General features: G+C 63.3%; 13 protein-coding genes. All 13 read right to left on the bottom strand.

All coding sequences use genetic code 11. The features are described from left to right. Positions 1-242: 242 nt before the first annotated feature. Positions 243-1,955 carry an ABC transporter permease gene (locus tag ACQKP1_RS18100; protein ID WP_427276321.1) on the bottom strand — a complete coding sequence of 571 codons (1,713 nt, stop codon included), beginning with the start codon at positions 1,953-1,955 and terminating at the stop codon, positions 243-245. A 7-nt stretch (positions 1,956-1,962) separates the two neighbouring features. Continuing rightward, entirely contained in the window at positions 1,963-2,940 is a 978-nt protein-coding gene (locus tag ACQKP1_RS18095; RefSeq protein ID WP_427276320.1) for an ABC transporter substrate-binding protein, read from the bottom strand. Between the two features lie 74 nt (positions 2,941-3,014). Next, positions 3,015-4,136 (bottom strand): ABC transporter ATP-binding protein, encoded by a 1,122-nt coding sequence (locus tag ACQKP1_RS18090; RefSeq protein ID WP_427276319.1) that lies wholly within the window; start codon positions 4,134-4,136, stop codon positions 3,015-3,017. A gap of 110 nt (positions 4,137-4,246) precedes the next feature. Beyond that, complete coding sequence (locus ACQKP1_RS18085; protein ID WP_427276318.1) at positions 4,247-5,086, bottom strand: HpcH/HpaI aldolase/citrate lyase family protein; 840 nt, start codon at positions 5,084-5,086, stop codon at positions 4,247-4,249. Further along, complete coding sequence (locus ACQKP1_RS18080; RefSeq protein WP_203018065.1) at positions 5,083-5,535, bottom strand: MaoC family dehydratase; 453 nt, start codon at positions 5,533-5,535, stop codon at positions 5,083-5,085. Before ACQKP1_RS18080 ends, ACQKP1_RS18085 begins: the two co-directional genes overlap by 4 nt. After that, positions 5,535-7,391, bottom strand: a complete 1,857-nt coding sequence (locus ACQKP1_RS18075) for an acetyl/propionyl/methylcrotonyl-CoA carboxylase subunit alpha (protein ID WP_427276317.1) — start codon at positions 7,389-7,391, stop codon at positions 5,535-5,537. The genes ACQKP1_RS18080 and ACQKP1_RS18075 overlap by 1 nt, the downstream gene beginning before the upstream one ends. Positions 7,392-7,398: 7 nt before the next feature. Next, the gene (locus ACQKP1_RS18070; protein ID WP_427276316.1) at positions 7,399-8,994 is read right to left on the bottom strand and encodes a carboxyl transferase domain-containing protein; all 1,596 of its coding nucleotides are present in this window, start codon (positions 8,992-8,994) and stop codon (positions 7,399-7,401) included. Next, positions 8,994-10,157, bottom strand: coding sequence for an isovaleryl-CoA dehydrogenase (locus ACQKP1_RS18065; RefSeq protein WP_427276315.1), 1,164 nt, complete (start codon positions 10,155-10,157; stop codon positions 8,994-8,996). Before ACQKP1_RS18065 ends, ACQKP1_RS18070 begins: the two co-directional genes overlap by 1 nt. Before the next feature lie 44 nt (positions 10,158-10,201). After that, a complete protein-coding gene (gene lpdA, locus ACQKP1_RS18060; RefSeq protein WP_427276314.1) occupies positions 10,202-11,596 on the bottom strand; it encodes a dihydrolipoyl dehydrogenase in 1,395 nt (464 codons plus the stop codon). A gap of 3 nt (positions 11,597-11,599) precedes the next feature. Further along, positions 11,600-12,880, bottom strand: coding sequence for a dihydrolipoamide acetyltransferase family protein (locus tag ACQKP1_RS18055; protein ID WP_427276313.1), 1,281 nt, complete (start codon positions 12,878-12,880; stop codon positions 11,600-11,602). A gap of 3 nt (positions 12,881-12,883) precedes the next feature. Further along, positions 12,884-13,897: an alpha-ketoacid dehydrogenase subunit beta gene (locus tag ACQKP1_RS18050; protein WP_427276312.1), complete on the bottom strand. Its 1,014-nt coding sequence runs from the start codon at positions 13,895-13,897 to the stop codon at positions 12,884-12,886. Between the two features lies 1 nt (position 13,898). After that, a complete protein-coding gene (locus ACQKP1_RS18045) occupies positions 13,899-15,131 on the bottom strand; it encodes a 3-methyl-2-oxobutanoate dehydrogenase (2-methylpropanoyl-transferring) subunit alpha (protein ID WP_427276311.1) in 1,233 nt (410 codons plus the stop codon). Positions 15,132-15,280: 149 nt separating this feature from the next. Further along, positions 15,281-16,291: an AraC family transcriptional regulator gene (locus ACQKP1_RS18040; RefSeq protein WP_427276310.1), complete on the bottom strand. Its 1,011-nt coding sequence runs from the start codon at positions 16,289-16,291 to the stop codon at positions 15,281-15,283. Positions 16,292-16,376: the final 85 nt, after the last annotated feature.

Genomic DNA, 16,376 nt, shown 5'->3' with positions numbered 1-16,376 from the left:
GTTAACTCATCGAATTTAAAATATCCGCCTTTGAAGTAATCGGTTCCGAGCTTCTTATAACGCTCAGCAGGGGCAGTATAACCGAACTCGAGGAAGAGCATTAGTGCATTCCGCACTTGCGCCGTGCGTTGGAGATCGGTGCGATAGAGCTTGTCGCTGCAAGGTCCATCACGTCATTTGCCTTTAACAGGCTCCTCTGACGCCCGATGACTTTTTGGGTGCGACCACCTGCTCCGTCTGGATCAGTCTACCCAGGGGAGAGTGCCCCGTGGCAGACGGCGGGCGGCCGCCGTGGCGAGGGCGGCGAGGATCAGGACCAGAAGCGTCGAAAGGACCGCGACCGCAGCTGCGGCGGTCGAGTTGCCTTCGTATTGCAATGCAAAGATCATGACCCCGATCGTCTCGTTGCCGGACGACCACAACAGAGCCGAGAGCGTCAGTTCGTTCAGCGCCGTCATCACCACCAGGATCGCGCCGGCCGCGGCGGCGGGCAATACACCTGGCAGGAAGATCGCCAGGATGCGGCGCAACAGGCCGGCGCCTGTCACGCGGGCGGCTTCGTCAAGCGAGGGATCGGCTGACTGTGCGGCGGCAGCAACCGGCCGCAGGACCAGTGGCAGGAAGCGCGCGAGGTAGGCGATGACAAGGATCATCATCGTCCCGTAAATAGATACCCCGAGGAGCGGCAGAGGCTTCAGGAAGGCGAGGATCATTCCAAGGGCGACGACTGTTCCGGGGACGACCCAGGGGGCTTCGATGATGATATCCAGCAGTCGCAACACCGGGTTCTGCCGGCGCCTGGACACAAAGGCCAGCGGTACGGCGACAAGCATCGAGATGGCAGCCGTGATCAAGGCGAGCCATAGCGAATTGGCAAAGGCGCGTCTTACAGTCTGATTGTCGAGGACGGCATGGAACTGATCGAGGCTGATCGTGTCAGGTCCGAATGTCACGCCGATGGCTGGCAAGAGTGCGGTCATCGTGAGAGCTGCGAGGGGGACCAGGGACAGGATCAGCACCAGGATCCAGATCAAGATCTCGATCACGGGTGCGCTGCGCTGTGCGACGAAGGGGGCGCCCGCTGGCAATGGCACGGCGAGACGCGTTGTAACGACATTGCGCAAGACGATCGCGATCGCTGCCATCGTGGCGAGCACGAGCGCCAGCGTCGCCACCTGTCCGGCCGCAGCTGGACCAAAGCCGTTGAGGCGCTGGTAGATCAGCGTCGTCAGGACAGAAATGCGGCCAGGAATGCCGAGCAGTGCCGGTACGCCGAAATTGCCGATCGCGGCTGTGAAGGCGATGAGGCTGCCAGCGAGAACCGAGGGCATGACGATCGGCAGCACAATGCCGGTTCCGATCCGCCGTGGCGGGATGCCTAGGATGCGCGCGGCTTCGACCAGGTCGGACGGCAGCGCCCGTAAGGCGGCTCTCACCGCGATGAAGACGAGTGGCATATGCTCAATGCCCATGACCAGTGCTATTCCGCTCACTGAATAGAGTGGGTTGGTCGAGCCGGGCGCTGCGGCAAGACCGAGCGGTTTGAGGATCGGTGACTGTGCGCCGAAGAGTTCGATCCAGGCGAGCGCCATGGTCTGCGAGGGTACGATGAGCGGCATAAGAATGAGGAAGGTCAGTGCTGCGCGTGTCCTGAGCTTGAGCAGGCTGACGGCAAAGGCGAGCGCCACGCCGATGAGCGTCGAGACGACGACAGACAGAAGGGCCGTCTGCAGCGTGCCGGAAAGTGCCCTCAGGGTCGAGCGGCTGGACAAGGTTGCAAGCATCAGCCCGAGCGGTGTGCCATCTTCGCCTGGCTGGAAGGCGCTTGAAAACAGCCGGGCGAGCGGCCAGAGCGTGGTTGCGGCGACATAGAGAACGAGAAGGGAGACGAGCAGATGCTCGCCTCCCCAAGCCGGCATAGCCTGACGGGTTTTGGCCCAGGCGGTGTTGCGCATTGCGGGATCAGCCGCCGAAGAGCTCGGCGAACTTTTCCTTGTTCTCGGTGTCGGCCTTCAGCATGGCATCGCTGTCGGCAGGCAGGATCTTCAGCGTCGTGAGAGCCGGATAGCCTTCCGGCTGGGTGACGCCGGGCAGGATCGGGAAGTAACCCTGGGCGGTCGCCTGTTCCTGCGCGGTCTTCGACAGCTGCCAGGCGACGAAGGTCTTGGCAGTGTCCACTGCATCCGAGCCCTTGAGGACGGCAACCGGCTGGGTGATCGAGCTGACGCCTTCGGCCGGGAAGACGAAATCGACGGGCGAGCCCTTCTTCTTGGCGTTCAGCGCCATGTATTCGATGATTATGCCATAGGCCTTCTCGCCGCGCGCGACGGCCTCGATCACCGTACCATTGCCTTGACCTGCGACCGCGCCGGCTTCTGCCAGCTTCTCGTAGTAGGCCCAGCCAAATTCCGGCTGCTGTGTCATGGTGCCGACATGGATGACGGCGGCACCCGAATAAAGTGGGCTCGGCATGATCAGGCTTTTTGCAGCATCGGCTTCGAGCAGATCGTTCCAGCTTGTCGGAGCCGTCTTTACGAGATCGGTGTTGTAGACGATGCCCGTTGTGATCACCTTGGTGCCGAAGAACGTCTTGTCGGCATCGATGAAGGCCGGATCGATGCCCTCGACCGGAGCGTCGGTGAAGGCGAGCAGACGGTCGTCGTTCTTCAGCTGGGTCATCGCGACCGTGTCGGCGATCAGAATGACGTCGGCGGGGCTGTTGCCGGCGGCATATTCGGCCTGCAGCTTGGCCATGACTTCGGTGGTGCCGGAGCGGAAGAGCTCGACCTTGATATCCGGGTGGTCGGCGTTGAAGGCCTCGATGACCTGGGTCATCTGATCCTGCGGCTGCGAGGTATAGACGGTGATCGTGTCCTCTGCCTGTGCCGTGAAGGAGAGACCGGCAAGGATCGTGGTGGTTAGGAGCGTGCGGATGAACATGGAAACCTCATTGAAGGGGCGGAGCAGGCCCGGAAACTGTCGAATGCCGGCCCTTGGGCGGCAGGAGTTGTCGCCTAGCGCAGCGAGATGACGCCCGGACGACAGGTCGATGATCTTCGTGTGACATCACCACCGCTCTGGTCGCTTCCGTCTTCTCCGATGATCCAGCCGTCGGTGATGACAAGTTCGACAGTTGTGCCCGGTGCGATCCGCTCGTCGAGGGGCAGGCTGACCACGTCGCTGTCGATCTCGGTCGGCAGGCAATGGCTGAGAAGGCTGCCGTTCTGAAAGACCTGGCCGACGAGCTCGGTCTTCAGATGTCCACCCTCGTTGACGCGCTTGAGATCCGAGGCGTGAAAGCAGAGCCAGCCATAACCGACGGGTGCATTTCCCGGCATGTCGAGAAGTTGCTGGCCTAGCATCACCCGGGTCCGGCCGCCTTCCGATTTGATCACTCGGACCGGTAGTGTTCGACCGCGCCCGATGAAGCGGGCGACCATTGGCGAGGCCGGCCTCCTGTACAGTTCCTCCGGCGTTGCCAGTTGCTCCAGCCGGCCGTGGTCCATGACGGCCACATGGGTCGCGACCGCCATGGCCTCGTCCTGGTCGTGGGTGACGAAGACGAAGGTGGAGCCGGTCAGGCTGTGGATGCGCCGGAATTCGGCGAGCATCGCCTCGCGCAGATGTGCGTCGAGATTGGCGAGCGGTTCGTCGAGGAGGATCAGATTGGGTCGGGTCGCAAGCGAGCGGGCCAGTGCCACACGTTGACGCTGTCCGCCGGACAGCTCGTGCGGGCGTCTGTCGTCGAGACCCGCGAGGCCGACGACCTTCAGCACCTCCTCGATCCGTGCGGCGCGTTCCCGGGGTTTCAATCCACCGACCTTCAGGCCGAATTCGATGTTACCGCGCACGGTCATCGTCGGCCACAGCGCATAGGACTGGAATACCATGCCGATCCCCCGCTTTTCTGGAGGAAGGAAGGCGCCATCCCCGGCAACGATCGTCTCGTCGAAGCGAATTTCGCCCCCGTCAGGCACCTCCAGCCCCGCGATCAGCCGCAGCACGGTGGTCTTGCCGGAGCCCGAGGGACCGAGCAGGGCGAGAAATGCACCGTCGGGGATTGTGAGCGAGACGCCGTCGACAGCCTGAAAATCGTCGAAACGCTTAGAGACGGTGGAAAGAGTAAGACGCGGCAAGGATTGTTGCTCCCGAATTTCCCTCGTCCTCTGCCACGTTTGGATGACGTCTGGATGAAGCAGCTGGCGTCGTTGCCATCTCCTCGGTGGTGAGCTTGTGGCGACCAATTTCAGTGGCTGTCATCCGCGTATTCAAGCAGACGTTTCGCCTGTTTGAGATGCGGTGCGTCGATCATTCGGCCAGCGAAACGGAGCGCGCCTGAATTGGGATTGGCGGCAAAGGCGTCGACGATCGCCTGGGCCTCGGCCAATTCCTTTGCGGAAGGCGTGAATGCCTGGTTGATGACGGGCACCTGCGCGGGATGGATCGCCATCATGCCGTTGAAGCCATCGAAGCGGGCGCGCCGCGCATAGACGGCAAGCCCGTCCGCATCGGCAAGCGCGGGGTAAACGGTCTCGATCGCAGCCACGCCGGCCGCGTGGGCGCCAAACAAGGTCAGCGAGCGGGCGAGTTCGTAAGGGGCGGTGTAGCGGCCCGTCTCGTCACGTGCGCCGAGTGCCCCGATGGCAGCCGGCAGGTCTTCCGCGCCCCAGGTCAGGCCGACAAGCCGGTCGGTGACGGATGCGTAGGAGCCCAGCTGGAAGATCGCAGCCGGCGTCTCGGTGGCGATCGGCAGGATGGGGATGCCGGGCGCTTTAGCGCTTAGGGCTTCCACACTTGAGGCGCCCTCCGCCTTCGGGAGCACCAGCCCGTGCGGCGGCACTTCAAGGATTGCGGCGAGATCGTCGTCCAGAAGGCCGCTGTCGAGCGGGTTTATACGGACGAGTAGCGGGATCCTGCCTTTGGCCTGACGGAGGAAGTTGGCCGCCGCCCGCCGAGCCGCAGGCTTGGCGTTCAGCGTCACGGAATCCTCGAGGTCCAGGATCAGGGCATCGGCGCCGCAGCCGAGTGCCTTCTCCATGCGATCGGGTCTATCACCCGGCACGAAGAGCAGCGAGCGCAGCCTCATTGAGGCCTCCGCGAGACGAGTGCGGAGCGCAGGCACTGGCAGACCAGTTCGCCCCGCTGGTTGAAGAGTTCATGCCTGAAGGTGACGATGCCAGCGGTCGGGCGCGATCGACTTTCTCTCAGGTCGGCAATCTCGCTCTCTGCCCGCATCGTATCGCCGATGAACACCGGCTTCGGCATCACGACCTTGTCGTAGCCCAGGTTGGCGACGAGCGTGCCGAGCGTGGTATCGCCGACCGACAGGCCGACCATTAGCGAAAAGGTGAAGGTGCCGTTGACGAGGATCTGGCCGAATTCGCTTGCCTTCGCCGCTTCGACATCGAGATGCAACGGCTGCGGATTGTGGGTCATCAGCGTGAACATCAGGTTGTCTGTTTCGGTGACGGTGCGCCGGAGCTCGTGGGCGATCCTGTCGCCTATCGTCCAATCGTCGAAATAGCGTCCGGCCATCAACCTTCTCCCTCGATCCTGACCAGCAGGCTGCCCTCGACCACCTGACTGCCCTGGCTCGCCCTCAGCTCCGCCACCTTGCCATCGAAGGGGGCGTGGAGCACCTGCTCCATTTTCATGGCTTCGATGACGATCAGCGGCTGGCCGCGGCGGACCGGATCTCCCTCAGCAACGGAAACGGCAATTACGATGCCGGGCATCGGCGCCATGATCGTGCCATCACCGGCGCCTGTACCATGGCCGCTATGCCCCGCCCGTGGCAGCCCGATCTCCCAGGCTTCGCCATCAAGGAAGACGACCCCGTTCTGGCTTCGGACGGTCGACGGCACATCCTGCATCCGAACCAGATAGGGCTTGTTTGCGACCTCGATGGCAACCTGCCGGTCGCATCCGGCGTTGAGACGAAATCCTGTTAGGGCGGTCCAGACATCGGATGTATTCCTCGGCAACAGTGCGGCTGCGGCAGCCTGCAAGACTTGCTCGTCCGGCTCCCTTGATCCTACCAGTTCATCGGCATGCCGATCGATGAAGCCGGTGTCGACCGCCCCTGCCAGAAAGTCTGGATGACGTAGCGTGCGGGCGAGAAAACCGGCATTGCTGCGCACCGGCCAGATCTCGACCTGGCCTACAGCCTTGCCAAGCTTGCGGGCTGCCTCTTGCCGGCTGGTGCCATGGCTGATGAGTTTGGCCAGCATCGGGTCGTAATGCGGGGTGACCTCGTCACCCTGCTCGACGCCACTGTCGGTGCGAAGCGTATCCGGCAGACGTACATGGTCCAGGCGACCGATCGACGGCAGGAAGCCATTTGCGGGGTTCTCCGCGTAAAGCCGCGCTTCCATCGCCCAGCCAGTGATGGAAAGCTGATCCTGTCCCAAGGGCAGCGGCTCGCCCGAGGCGACCCGCAATTGCCATTCGACCAGATCCTGGCCGGTGATCGCCTCGGTCACCGGATGCTCGACCTGAAGCCGCGTGTTCATTTCCATGAACCAGATACGATCGGCACGCAGGCCCTCCGAGGCATCGGCGATGAACTCGATCGTGCCCGCACCGACGTACTCGACCGCGCGGGCCGCCTTGACTGCCGCCTGGCAGACTGCATCCCGGGTCCCGGCATCCATGCCGGGGGCGGGGGCTTCCTCGATCACCTTCTGGTGGCGGCGTTGCAGCGAGCAGTCGCGCTCGAAGAGATGCACGACATTACCTCTGCTGTCGCCGAACACCTGCACCTCGATATGGCGCGGCGAGAGGATGTATTTCTCGATCAGCACGCGGTCATCGCCGAAGGAGGACGCCGCCTCGCGCCGGCAACTGGCGAGCGCGGTAGGGAAATCCTCAGAGCGCTCGACACGACGCATGCCCTTGCCGCCGCCGCCGGCCACCGCCTTGATCAGCACCGGATAGCCGATGGCATCGGCTTCACGTTGCAGTCGTTCTAGGCTCTGGTCTTCCCCGAGATAACCCGGCGTGACTGGCACGCCGGCTGCGATCATCCGTTGTTTGGCGGCGTCTTTCAGGCCCATGGCCCTGATGGCAGCGGGCGGCGCCCCGACCCAGACCAGACCCTCGGCCATCACGGCTTCGGCAAACTCGGCATTTTCCGACAGGAAGCCATAACCCGGATGGATCGCCTGAGCGCCGCTCTTCCTGGCGGCCTCCAGGATGCGGTCCTGACGCAGATAGCTGTCGCGTGCGGGCGCCGGACCGATCGGCAGAGCCTCATCGGCCTCGTGCACGAAGGCCATGTCCGCATCCACATCCGAATGGACCGCGATCGTTCGGATGCCAAGCCGTTTTGCCGTGCGAATGATCCGCCGGGCGATTTCACCACGATTGGCGATCAACAAGCTTTCGATCATCCTCGCCTCACATCCGGAAAATGCCGAACTGCGCCCGCTCTAGGATCGGGGCGTTCAGTGTTGCGGAAAAGGCGAGGCCGAGCACGTCGCGGGTCTGGGCGGGGTCGATGATGCCGTCGTCCCACATCCGGGCCGTCGCGTAATAGGGGTTGCCTTCGTCCTCGTATTTCTGACGGATCGGCGCCTTGAAGGCTTCGGCTTCCTCCGGCGTCCAGCTTTCGGCGTCGCGGTGGACGGTTGCCAGCACCGAAGCGGCCTGCTCACCGCCCATGACGGAGATGCGGGTATTCGGCCAGGAAAACAGGAAGCGCGGCTGAAAGGCGCGACCGCACATGCCGTAGTTGCCGGCCCCGAAACTGCCGCCGATGAGCACGGTGACTTTCGGCACCTGCGCGCCCGCGACTGCGGTCACCAGCTTGGCGCCATGTTTGGCGATGCCTTCCGCCTCGTATTTCCCGCCGACCATGAAGCCGGAAATGTTTTGCAGGAAGAGCAGAGGGATGCGCCTCTGGCAGGCGAGTTCGATGAAATGGGCGCCCTTCAGGGCACTTTCGGAAAACAGGACGCCGTTGTTCGCGAGAATGGCGATCGGCATGCCCCAGAGATGCGCGAAGCCGCAGACCAGGCTTGCCCCATAAAGTGGCTTGAACTCCTGCAGTTCGGAACCATCGACGAGACGGGCGATCACCTCGCGAACGTCATAGGGCGTGCGCAGGTCCTGCGGGATAACGCCGTAGAGCTCACGGGCGTCGAACAGGGGCGGGCGCGGCTTGGCCAGCTCGATGTCCACTGTCTTTGGCCGGTTCAGCGTCGCAACAATGTCGCGCACGATCAGTAGCGCGTGTTCGTCGTTCTCGGCGACATGGTCGACAAGGCCGGACTTGCGGCCATGCACATCAGCCCCGCCCAGATCTTCGGCCGAGATCACCTCGCCGGTTGCGGCCTTGACCAGGGGTGGGCCGGCGAGAAAGATTGTGCCCTGGTTGCGGACGATCACCGTTTCGTCGGACATAGCAGGCACATAGGCGCCGCCCGCCGTGCAGCTTCCCATGACGCAGGCGATCTGCGGGATGCCGGCCGCAGACATCTGCGCCTGATTGTAGAAGATCCGGCCGAAATGATCGCGGTCGGGGAAGACCTCGGCTTGGTGCGGCAGGTTGGCGCCGCCGGAATCCACCAGATAGATGCAGGGCAGGCGGTTTTCCGAAGCGATCTCCTGGGCTCTCAAATGCTTCTTGACCGTCATCGGGAAATAGGCGCCGCCCTTCACCGTCGGATCATGGGCGATGATCATGCATTCACGACCGGAGACGCGCCCGATGCCGGCAATCATACCGGCGCCCGGGGCCTCGTCACCATACATTCCGCCTGCGGCCAGTTGTCCGATCTCGAGGAATGGAGAGCCAGGATCGATGAGCCGCAACACCCGATCCCGGGGCAGAAGCTTGCCACGCGCGACATGCCGTTGGCGATGGTTTTCACTCCCGCCCAAAGCGGCGGTCGCCACCTTCGACCGCAGTTCCTCGGCAAGGGCGCGGTTGCGGGTCGCATTGGCCTTGAAACCTTCGCTTTCGCTGTCGAGTACGGTGGAGAGTATCGGCATCAGCTGATCGCTCCCGCGCCAATCACTTCCCGGCCGATCAGCATGCGGCGCACCTCGTTGGTGCCCGCGCCGATGTCGAGAAGCTTTGCATCGCGCCAGTAGCGCTCGACGGGCCAATCCTTGGTGTAACCCGCACCGCCCAGGGCCTGGATCGCCTGTTCGGCCACCTTCACGGCGCTTTCCGAGGCATAGAGAATTGCGCCGGCCGCATCCTGGCGTGTCGTCTGACCAGCATCGCAGGCCCGCGCCACCGCATAGACATAGGCGCGGGCGGAGTTCAGCGCCACGACCATGTCGGCGATCTTGGCCTGCATCAGCTGGAAGCTGCCGATCGGTTTGCCAAATTGTCTGCGCTCCCTGACATAAGGCAGGACGACGTCGAGGCAGGCCTGCATGATGCCGAGCTGGATTCCTGACAGCACGACCCGCTCGTAGTCGAGGCCGGACATCAACACCTTCGCCCCGCCGTTCAGCGGACCCATGACGTTTTCCTGAGGAACGAAGCAGTCCTGGAAAACGAGTTCGGCCGTGGGCGAGCCGCGCATTCCAACCTTGTCGATCTTCTGACCGATCGAGAAGCCGGGGAAATCCTTCTCGACGAGAAAGGCCGTGATGCCCTTTGATCCAGCCTCCGGCTCCGTCTTGGCATAGACCACGAGCGTTTGCGCATAGGGGGCATTGGTGATCCAGAATTTGGTGCCGTTCAGGCGAAAACCGCCCTCGACCCTGTCGCCGCGCAGGCGCATGGAGACGACGTCGGATCCGGCGCCGGCTTCGGACATGGCGAGACTGCCGACATGGTCGCCGGAGATCAGGCCGGGCAGATACTTCGCCTTCTGCTCGTTCGAACCCCAACGCGCGATCTGGTTGATGCAGAGATTGGAGTGAGCACCGTAGGACAGGCCGACCGAGGGTGAAGCGCGACTGATTTCCTCGCAGGCAACGACATGGTCGAGATAGCCAAGGCCGAGACCGCCGTCTGCTTCCGCGACCGTGATGCCATGCAGGCCGAGCGCGCCCATGGCCGGCCAGAGTTCGACCGGGAAACGATCATTCTTATCGACGTCCGCAGCGATCGGGGCGATGCGCTCGCGGGCAAAGCGCGCCGTCGTGTCGCGGATCATGTCCGCCGTTTCGCCAAGCCTGAAGTCCAATTCGGTCATGGGGCTTCCTCTGCTATTTCAGATCATGCGAACCGGAAGGCCGGTCAGATATGCAGTGCGTGGCCGAGCGCCTTGAGTGCGGCTTCCTGCAGAGCTTCGCCGCGTGTGGGGTGGGCATGAATGGTGGCTGCGATATCCTCCAGCCGCGCACCCATTTCGATGGCGATGGCAAAGGTCGAGGCAAATTCTGAGACACCCGCGCCGACGGCCTGCAGGCCAAGCACGGCATGCGTATCCGCACGCGCCACGACACGCACGAACCCATGTTCATCCTCCACCGTCATCGCCCGTCCGTTTGCGGTGAAGGGGAACTGGCCGATCTTCACATCGAAGCCAAGGCCACGGGCTTCATCCGGCAGAAGACCGGCGCTGACGATTTCCGGATCGGTGAAGCAGATGGCGGGTATGCAGCGCTTGTCCCAGGCGCGCTTGCGTCCGGCAACGATCTCCGCGACCATCTCGCCCTGCGCCATGGCCCGATGCGCCAGCATCGGTTCGCCGGTCACGTCGCCGATCGCGTAGACCCCGCGCATGGATGTGTGGCAGCGGTCATCGACCTGCAGGAACGAGCCGATCCGGTCGAGATCGAGTTCTTCGAGGCCAGAACCCGTGGTGCGCGGTCGTCGTCCGACGGCGACCAGAATGCGATCTGCCGGCAGTTCGCGCCGTCCCTGGGCGGTCTCGACGACCAGCGCCTCGCCCGTGTCGGAAAGCCCGACGGCTCGCGCATCCGTCAGCACCTTGATGCCGCGTTCGCCAAGCCTGCGCAGAACCGGTTTGACCAGATCTGCGTCGTAGAGCGGCAGGATCTGCGATGTCGCCTCGACCACGGTCACCTCGGAGCCCATTCTGGCGAAGGCGGTACCGAGTTCCAGCCCGATATAGCCGCCGCCGACGACAACGAGGCGCTTGGGCAGCTCCGTCAGGGACAGCGCCTCGGTTGAGGAAATGACCTTGCCGCCGAAAGGAAGGGCGGGAAGCTCGACGGGATCGGAGCCCGTGGCGATGACAACGGTCTCCGTGCGGATGACCTGCAGGCCGGTCTCGGTCTCTACCTCCACCGTCTTGCCGTCACGCAAGCGCGCGCGACCGTGAACGATCTTCACCCGTGCCTTCTGCAGGAGGCCGGAGACGCCGCCGGTCAGCCGACCGACGATGGCGTCCTTCCAGGCCATGGTTTTGGACAGATCGATCGAGGCGCCCTCGACGCGAATGCCAAGAGCGTTCTCGCCGGAGGACAGCGCACGGGCCTTGTCGAAAGTCTCTGCTGCATGAATGAGCGCCTTGGACGGGATGCAGCCGATCGTCAGGCAAGTGCCGCCAGGACGGCCCTGTTCGACGATGACGGTATCGATGCCGAGCTGGCCTGCCTTGATGGCGCAGACATAGCCGCCGGGGCCAGCACCGATGATAAGAAGTTTGCAGGAAATCTCTTTCATGGGTCAGCCTTCGATAAAGATCAGCGCCGGCGTCTCCATCAGCACCCGCAGGCGCTGGACGAAGGTGGCGGCGTTCCAGCCATCGACGATGCGGTGATCGAAGCTGGAAGACAGGTTCATCATCTTGCGCGGCACAAACTGCGTGCCGTCCCAGATCGGTCGTATGGCAATTTTGTTGACGCCGACGATGGCGACTTCCGGGTGGTTGATGACGGGGGTCGAGACGATGCCACCCAGCGCGCCGAGCGAGGAGATGGTGATGGTCGAGCCGGTCAGTTCGTCCCGCGTCGCCGTGCCGGCGCGGGTCGCTTCGGCAAGCCGGTTCATTTCGGTCGCGCAATCCCAGATGCCGCGTGCCTCGGCATGTTTGACCACCGGCACCGCTAGACCCGCTGCTGTCTGGGTGGCGATGCCGATATGCACGGCACCGACACGGGTGAGCATTCCAGCGTCGTCGTCGAAGGTGGCGTTGACATCCGGCTGCTCGACGACTGCCTTGACCATGGCGCGCATCAGGAAGGGCAGGAGCGTGAGCTTTGGCTGGTCAGGCCGGCGTTCGGCATTCATCTTGGCGCGCAGTTCTTCAAGCGCTGTGACGTCCACTTCCTCCACATAGGTGATGTGGGGAATGCGCGAGGTGGAGACGACCATTTTCTCGGCGATCCGGCGCCGAAGGCCGGTCAGCTTGATCTCCTCGCGGGATGTTTTCCTGGCGAGCCCGGATACCGCGGGTGCTGGATCGGCACCGCGAGCGAGGTATTGCTCGACATCCTCGCGCAGGATGCGTCCGGCTGGTCCGGTTCCCCGCAACAGGCGCAGGTCTATGCCGTTCTCGCGGGCCAGCAGGCGGACCGAGGGGGCAGCGAGCGGCTTGTCGAATTCCGGAGAGGGTTGCCGGGCGGGGGCAGGGGCAGCTGCAGCGGTGGGTGCTGAGGGCGTGGCTGGCACGGGCTGTGGGCGCGGCGCGTCGTTGTTCGCAGGTCGCTCGGGCTGAGGCTGCGACGTACTCGGAGAATCCGAGGTTGCCGGCTCGTCGCCCGTTGAGTCCGTCGCAATCCGTATGAGGGGGGCCTTGACCGCGATCGTGTCTCCCACTTCGCCGCCAAGCCACACCACTGTGCCACTGACAGGTGTGGGGATTTCCACGGTTGCCTTGTCGGTCATGACAGCGGCCACCATCATGTCCTCGCGCACATGATCGCCGATCTTCACCATCCACTCGACAAGCTCGGCCTCGGCCACGCCTTCGCCGACATCTGGCATCTTGATCGTAAACTCGCCCATGGCTCAGGCCTCCATGACGTCGATGAGCGCGCGGCCGACCCGGGCAGGTCCTGGGAAATAGTCCCATTCCTGGGCATGCGGATAGGGTGTGTCCCAGCCGGCCACGCGCATGACCGGCGCTTCCAGATGGTAGAAGCAGTGCTCCTGCACCAGCGACACGATCTCGCCGCCGAAACCGGAGGTCAGTGTCGCCTCATGCACCACGACACAGCGACCGGTCTTGGCGACGGATTTGACGATGGCGTCGAGATCCAGCGGCATCAGGCTGCGAAGGTCGATCACTTCGGCGTCGATGCCGGTTTCTTCGGCTGCGGCCAGCGCCACATGCACCATGGTCCCGTAGGTGATCACGGTCACGGCGGAACCTTCGCGGCGGATGTCTGCCTTGCCGATCGGGATCGTGTAGTAGCCTTCCGGCACCTCGCCCAGGTCATGGCGGGACCAGGGCGTCACCGGCCGGTCGTGATGGCCGTCGAAGGGGCCGTTATAGAGGCGCTTGGGCTCCAGAAAGATGACCGGATCCGGATCGGCGATCGCCGCAGTCAGCAGTCCCTTGGCATCATAGGGATTGGACGGGACAACCACTTTCAGACCGCAGACATGGGTGAACAGGGCTTCCGGGCTCTGGCTGTGGGTCTGTCCGCCGAAAATGCCGCCGCCGGTTGGCATGCGCACGACGATCGGGCAGGTGAAGTCACCATTCGACCGATAGCGGATGCGGGCCGCCTCCTGGGTCAACTGGTCATAGGCGGGATACATGTAGTCGGCGAACTGGATCTCGACGCAGGGCTTCAGGCCATAGGCCGCCATGCCGATTGCAGCGCCCACGATGCCGGATTCGTTGATCGGCGTATCGAAGCAGCGGGTCTTTCCATATTTGGCCTGCAGCCCCTGGGTACAGCGGAACACGCCGCCGAAATAGCCGACGTCCTCGCCGAACACGACCACGTCGTCGTCGCGTTCCATGGACACGTCCATGGCGCTGCGCACCGCTTCGATCATCGTCATTCTGGCCATGTCAGTATCCTGCCTGCTGTCGCTGGCGGCGCAGATGCGGCGGCATTTCGGCATAGACGCCTTCGAAGATGTCCCGCACCGATGGCTTGCCACCGGCATGCAGCGTGCCGTGTTCTTCCGCCTTGCGCTGGGCCGTGATCACCTCATCCATGATTTCGGCTTCGGCCTGGACATGCCGTTCCTCGGACCAGGCGCCGCGGACGATCAGATGCTTCTTCAGGCGCAGAACCGGATCGCCGAGTGGCCAGGCTTCGGATTCGGTTTTCGGCCGGTAAGCGCTCGGATCGTCGGAGGTCGAATGGGCGCCGACACGGTAGGTCACGTATTCGACAAGTGTCGGGCCCAGATTGCGCCGTGCCCGTTCGGCGGCCCAACATGCAACCGCATAGACCGCGAGATAGTCGTTTCCGTCGACCCTGAGCGCTGGAATGCCGAAGCCAAGGCCTCGGGCGGCAAAGGTGCCCGAGCCGCCTCGGGCTATGCCCTGAAAGGTGGAGATCGCCCACTGATTGTTGACGACATTGAGGACCACAGGCGCCCGGTAGGTCGAGGCGAAAACCAGAGCCGAATGAAAATCCGACTCGGCTGTCGAACCGTCACCGATCCAGGCGGCCGCAATGCGGCTGTCGTTCTTGATCGCCGATGCCATGGCCCAGCCGACAGCCTGGACATACTGGGTGGCGAGATTGCCGGAAATGGTGAAAAAGCCATGCTCCTTCGAGGAATACATGATCGGCAACTGCCGCCCGCGCAGAGGATCGGCCTCGTTCGAGAAGATCTGGTTCATCATCTCGACCATCGGATAGTCATCGGCGATGAGCAGGCCTGCCTGCCGATAGGTCGGGAAGTTCATGTCGCCCTTCTGCAGCGCCTTGCGAAAGGCGCAGCTGACGGCTTCCTCGCCGAGATGCTGCATGTAGAAGGAGGTCTTGCCCTGCCGTTGTGCCATCAGCATGCGGGCATCAAAGGCCCTGAGCGTCATCATGTGGCGCAGGCCGGTACGCAAATCGTCGTCTGTCAGCAGGCCAGCCCAAGGGCCAACCGCCTCGCCATCGCGGTTCAAGACTCGGATGATCGAATAGGCAAGGTCGCGGATGTCTTCTGCGGCCGCATCAACGGGCGGCCGGGGCACCGCACCTGCCTTGGCTATTTTGTCGTTGGAAAAGTCCGGTTCTCCACCCGGCCGAACGGCGGGTTCGGGAACATGCAGGCTCAGGTGAGCGGGTTCCACCATCGATTTCCTCCCGTGAAGACTGCTTCTCTCCCCAGAAGCGTGTCAATCAAGAGGGATGGTATGCGTCTTGCGAGTGGCAAGCCATGACAAAATTGCCTCGAATTTTTGGGCCAGTTTTGCCATAGGTACAATGACTGCCCGTGCTTCCGCTAGGCGAGCTGCATGGATCTTGCGCTCCGGCGGAATGCCTCGGGGCTTTCGCCCATCCACTTCTTGAAGGCGCGGTAAAAGGCGCTCGGTTCGGAATAACCGAGACGGGTGGCAATATCGCTGACGGTCTGTGGCGTGTTGATCAGCATGTCGCGTGCGAGGTCGCGGCGGATGTCGTCCTTGATGCCGGCATAGCTTTGACCTTCGTCGTGCAGTCTATGGCGAAGCGTCGAAGACGACATGCGCATCTCTCGGGCGAGGTCTGCAAAACTGCCCCAATCGGCCGGCCCCTTCTGGCTCAGCCGACGCCGGACAGCCGCTGCCGTGCCCGCGTCGTATCGGTAGCGGATCAGGATATTGGCCGGTGCTCCCCTCAGAAATTGCCGCAAGGCCTGCTCGTTGCGGGCGATCGGCAAATCGAGCAGCGACGCATCGAAGCCGAGGCGGCTTATCGGTTGCGAGAAGCGGATGGGAGCGCCGAAGAAAAGCCGGTGCTCGGCGCTCAACTCCGGTTCGCTGCAGCGGAAATCGACGAGGCGGATCGGGATGCGGCGCCCCACCAGCCAGCAGGTCAATCCATGCAGTATGATCCAGTAGCTGCGATAGGCGAAGGCGGAGCGGGGCTTGCCTGTATCGCAAAGCTCGATCACCGCCGTGCCGTCACGGACCAGGAGCCGCCCGGTCGGTTCGCCCAGGACGACATTCAAAAACCGCAGCGCCCGCCGCAACGCGCGGTCGAGTGTCGGCGCATGCATGACGCAATGGCAGAGAAGCGTGAAGCTGCCGCGTGGCATCGGGCGATCGCCAAGTCCGAAACACTCGTCGTTCAGTTCCTCGGCAATCGCCAGCCACAAGCGGCCGAATGTTTGGGTGGAGACGGGCTTGTCGACGACAGCCGGAAGGCCGAGCCGAGACAGGAGCGGTTCGGTCGGCCGGCCGGCACGTCTGAGGCTGTCGAGCGCCTCCTCTACGAAGCCGGTCGAGATCATATGTCGTTCCATGTCGGCCATGACTGCTGTCGGACCCTCCCGAAGTGGCAAAAGTGGCCGCGATGATGGATCTATTTCGTCATCGGTTGCAACACTGAAACGCGAT

Source organism: Allorhizobium sp. NPDC080224 (genome assembly GCF_050281005.1).
In the GTDB taxonomy this organism is placed as follows: Bacteria; Pseudomonadota; Alphaproteobacteria; order Rhizobiales; family Rhizobiaceae; genus Allorhizobium.
The sequence above is the reverse complement of the archived record's forward strand: the minus strand, read 5'-3'. Positions and strand labels throughout refer to the sequence as shown.